We start from the raw sequence: 3,787 nt of genomic DNA on the forward strand, positions 1-3,787 counted from the left end.
AGCTCAGGGACCAGCTCAGGGACCAGCTCAGGGACCAGCTCAGGGACCAGCTCAGGGACCAGCTCAGGGACCAGCTCTGGGGCCAGCTCGGGGACCAGCTCAGGGACCAGCTCAGGGGCCAGCTCGGGGACCAGCTCGGGGACCAGCTCGGGGGCCAGCTCGGGGACCAGCTCGGGGGCCAGCTCAGGGGCCAGCTCAGGGGCCAGCTCGGGGACCAGCTCGAAAACAAGTTCCTACAGAACAGTTTCGACAACCAGTACAACGTTGCTTGGGGCGCATTCTATGTTTTCGGCCATGAGATCGGCGTCGAATACAAAGCCGAAAATATGGCCTTGCTACTTGAATGGGGTCGCTTGTTTAAAAGCGTCGGGTGGTGGGCTCCGTGGGACGGTATCTGCTTTGTCAGCGACAGGCCTCGTAAAGTCTCGTTCGACGACGGCCGGTTGCTGCACAACGAAATCGGTAAGGCAGTCGAGTACTCGGACGGTTGGGGCGTGTCTGCATGGCACGGCGTACGCGTGCCGGATCACTGGATTTCCGATCGCGCCAACCTCGATCCGAACGAAGTCATCAAAGCTTCTAACGTAGAACAGCGTGCAGCCGGCGCTGCAATAGCCGGCTGGCCCAAAATGCTGTCGGTGCTGAAAGCGAAAACCATCGACGATAGCGGGGATGATGACATCGGTCAGCTTATTGAGTTGACCCTTCCGGGCCTGCCGGATCCGGGCCGCTTCCTGAAAGCCACCTGCCCGCGCAACGGCATCATCGTCGAGGGCGTGCCTCGCGTGTCCGATATTGACGGACTTCCCATCAATACCGCCATCGCCGCTCAGGCATGGCGGATCGGTGACCCACAGTCGGAATATGCCCACCCCCCTCGCAGAACCTAACCATCAGAAGGAAATGGAAATGAAACAGGTAATTGGACAGCAGGGCGAAGTACGCATCATCAAGATCGATGCGCTTCCCGAAGGCATGCAGACCAAGCCGGCCGGCCGTATCGCCAAGGGCTTCGTAATCTCTCACAGCGAAAGCGGCCACCATCATTGCGTAACCGGCGGTGACGTCATGGAGCGCATCGATAACGTGCCGTCCGGCATGCAGAAGTTCTATGCGATCCTCGAAAGCCCAGAGGAGTTCTTGCAGGACGCCGCCAATCCGCACGGCGGGTACAAACTCGATCCCGGCATCTACGAATTTCGCGTCAGCCGCGAGTTCGACCCCTTCTCCGAAATGGCCCGCAGGGTTGCAGACTAGATCGCATTCGGCGTCCGGCATTTCGTGTGCCGGACATCGAAAATGATCGAACATCGGAACAATCATCATGCGTTGCGATCAGCACACATACCGAGAATGCAGTTGTCGAGCATCCGACGTTCCCTGCCGTGCGGCTCCCCCTGCAATCGAAATTCTCAATCAGGCGAACAACAGGGCAGCGAGTACTGACGCTCTCCTTCTTGCCCTGCTTGCCTCCATTGTTTTCGCAATCGTCTTCTGTTCCGGCCTGCATGTAGGGCCGGAGAATATCTAGGAGCCTGAAATGGACCCAACAAGTTCGACGGCGGAGCTTTATAAGGCATTCGCCGCAGCTCAGTCTGAATTGAAGAACCCGGAGAAGACCAAGCAGGCCGATACCGGGAAGTACAAGTACATGTATGCTGACATCGGCGACGTGCTTGAAGCTGTGATGCCGGTTCTGTCGAAGAACGGCCTCTCCATCTCCCAGCCAACGGTGATCCGTGACGGGGCCATCATTCTGGTAACCCGCCTACAGCACGAAAGCGGGCAGTCCATCGAGAGCGAATACCCGGTCTGCAGCCTGAACGGCAACCATCAGGCCATGGGCGCCGCGATGACCTACGCGCGTCGGTATGCGCTGACGTCTTTGATCGGGGTTGCCGCTGTAGACGACACGGACGGCGCTGATGCCGCTCCGGTGGGCGAAGGCGAGCGCGTCCGCATTTCGTCCAGCCAGGCCAAGACCGAAATCAACTGGGAGGCAATCCAGAAAGACATAGACAGTTGCGGCACGTTCAAGCGCCTCGACAACTGGGCCGAAAAAATCGAGCAGCGAAAGAACGTATGGCCGTCCTCCTACTACTCGGCCGGCAAAGAACGCGTCCTGCAAAACCGCCTGGATCTGGCCAACAATCAGATGACGGCGGCGCGTGACTCGGACGATCTGACAAACATCTTCACCGACCTTGAGGCCATCCTTGAAAAGAAAGTCCCGTACGACGATCTGGCCGGCCTTTATCGCAAGCACGAAGAACGCCTCCTGCTTGCCCAACACCCGCTGAACGGAGGCTGATTTGAGCAGCGTAAACAAAGTAATCCTCATCGGCAACGTCGGCGCTGACCCTGAAATTAAACGCACTCAGTCGGGCAACCCAATCGCCAACCTGCGCATCGCTACTCCCGAGACGTGGCGCGACCGTAACAGCGGGGAGCGCAAGGAAAGGACCGAGTGGCACAACGTCGTCATCTTCTCGGAAGGCCTCTGCAAGGTTGTCGAGCAGTACGTCAAGAAGGGCTCCAAGCTCTATATCGAGGGCGCGCTGCAGACCCGTAAGTGGCAGGACCAGAGCGGGAATGATCGATATAGCACGGAAGTCGTTCTTCAAGGTTTCAACTGCGCGCTGACTCTGCTCGACGGCAGGAAGGGCGACGATGCGCCGGCTGATCGCTCAGGCGGTGATTATGGTAGCGCCAGCGGTCGCGGTAAACCTTCGACAGAGCGGCAGAACAGCTATGGCGGGGCCCCTGCCGGCCTCTCACGCGAAATGGATGACGACATACCATTCGCACCGGAGTGGCGCTGATGCCGAAGACCGAACTTCCTCCAATCTACGTCATGCGTAGCGGCGACAGTCTTGTCGGCGAAATGGAAGCGGACCGTGAATGGATCCGCCAACAACCACACGACCAGCGCATCAAGGTTGCGCTCTCCACTGGCCGCTCTCTGTCGAAGCTCCGTTTCTACTGGTCGTTCCTAGGCAAGGTCGTCAAGGCAACGCAATGCGCTCCTTCGACGGAGACGCTGCACGACGTTGTGAAGCTGCATACCGGCTTCGTCACGCCGGTCATGGTCAAGGGCTTCACGGTCGCCGTCCCGAAATCCATCAGCTTCTCCAGCATGACGGAGAGAGAATTCAACACGTTCCTAGAGTCGGCAATCGAGTGGATCGCCGCAACCTACGGGATTACGCCGGAGACGGCTTTTGGGGAGGAAGCGGCATGAGACGGACCTACTACACTGTCGAAGAACACATTCGCGCTTTTCCCCATTCGCGCCGCTCGTCCCTGAAAAGGATCGAGGCGCTGGAAAAGACCAACGCAGCCCTTCGGAACAAACCACGACTCAAGCCGCAACATAAGTTGAACGCTTTCCTCAAGAAGATTTGGGAGTTTCTAAAATGATGGCCTTTGCCGTTCGCCGTGAACCTACGGCCTTCGCCCTGGATAAGTCGAGCAAGGCCACGTCGTCATTCAAGGACGATGCGCACCTTGCGTTCATCCGCAAGCTTCCGTCCGTGATCTCTGGCGCTTTCGGCTGTGATGCCTGCCATATCCGCGCAGGAAGTCCGCCGCACAACAAGAAGCGCACGGGCGGGGCCCAGAAGCCATCAGACTGCTGGACTCTCCCCATGACGCGGGAAGAGCATATGGCTCAGCACGCCGTCGAGGAGCTGGCCTTCTGGCGCCGTCATGGCATCGACCCGTTTCAACTCGCGATCGATCTCTACTCCGTAACAGGAGACGTGGAGGCCGGCACGGCGATCATTCT

General features: G+C 58.7%; 7 protein-coding genes. All 7 read left to right on the top strand.

The genetic code is table 11. From position 1 onward, the window contains the following. Positions 1-890: DUF6745 domain-containing protein (locus EXZ48_RS35190; RefSeq protein ID WP_207900610.1), on the top strand; the 890-nt coding region annotated here is incomplete at its 5' end. A gap of 19 nt (positions 891-909) precedes the next feature. Beyond that, positions 910-1,257 carry a hypothetical protein gene (locus EXZ48_RS34085; protein WP_130521461.1) on the top strand — a complete coding sequence of 116 codons (348 nt, stop codon included), beginning with the start codon at positions 910-912 and terminating at the stop codon, positions 1,255-1,257. Between the two features lie 283 nt (positions 1,258-1,540). Next, on the top strand, positions 1,541-2,311 hold the full coding sequence (locus EXZ48_RS34090) for an ERF family protein (protein WP_130521463.1): 771 nt from the start codon (positions 1,541-1,543) through the stop codon (positions 2,309-2,311). 1 nt (position 2,312) lies between these two features. Then, positions 2,313-2,822: a single-stranded DNA-binding protein gene (locus EXZ48_RS34095; protein WP_130521465.1), complete on the top strand. Its 510-nt coding sequence runs from the start codon at positions 2,313-2,315 to the stop codon at positions 2,820-2,822. Continuing rightward, complete coding sequence (locus EXZ48_RS34100; protein WP_130521467.1) at positions 2,822-3,241, top strand: hypothetical protein; 420 nt, start codon at positions 2,822-2,824, stop codon at positions 3,239-3,241. Before EXZ48_RS34095 ends, EXZ48_RS34100 begins: the two co-directional genes overlap by 1 nt. Beyond that, positions 3,238-3,420, top strand: a complete 183-nt coding sequence (locus EXZ48_RS34105) for a hypothetical protein (RefSeq protein WP_130521469.1) — start codon at positions 3,238-3,240, stop codon at positions 3,418-3,420. Before EXZ48_RS34100 ends, EXZ48_RS34105 begins: the two co-directional genes overlap by 4 nt. Beyond that, positions 3,417-3,787, top strand: a 371-nt coding sequence (locus EXZ48_RS34110; protein ID WP_207900611.1) for a hypothetical protein, incomplete at its 3' end; no start/stop codon positions are given. The genes EXZ48_RS34105 and EXZ48_RS34110, both read left to right, overlap by 4 nt.

It is taken from the genome of Shinella sp. JR1-6, assembly GCF_004284735.1.
Taxonomy (GTDB): domain Bacteria; phylum Pseudomonadota; class Alphaproteobacteria; order Rhizobiales; family Rhizobiaceae; genus Shinella.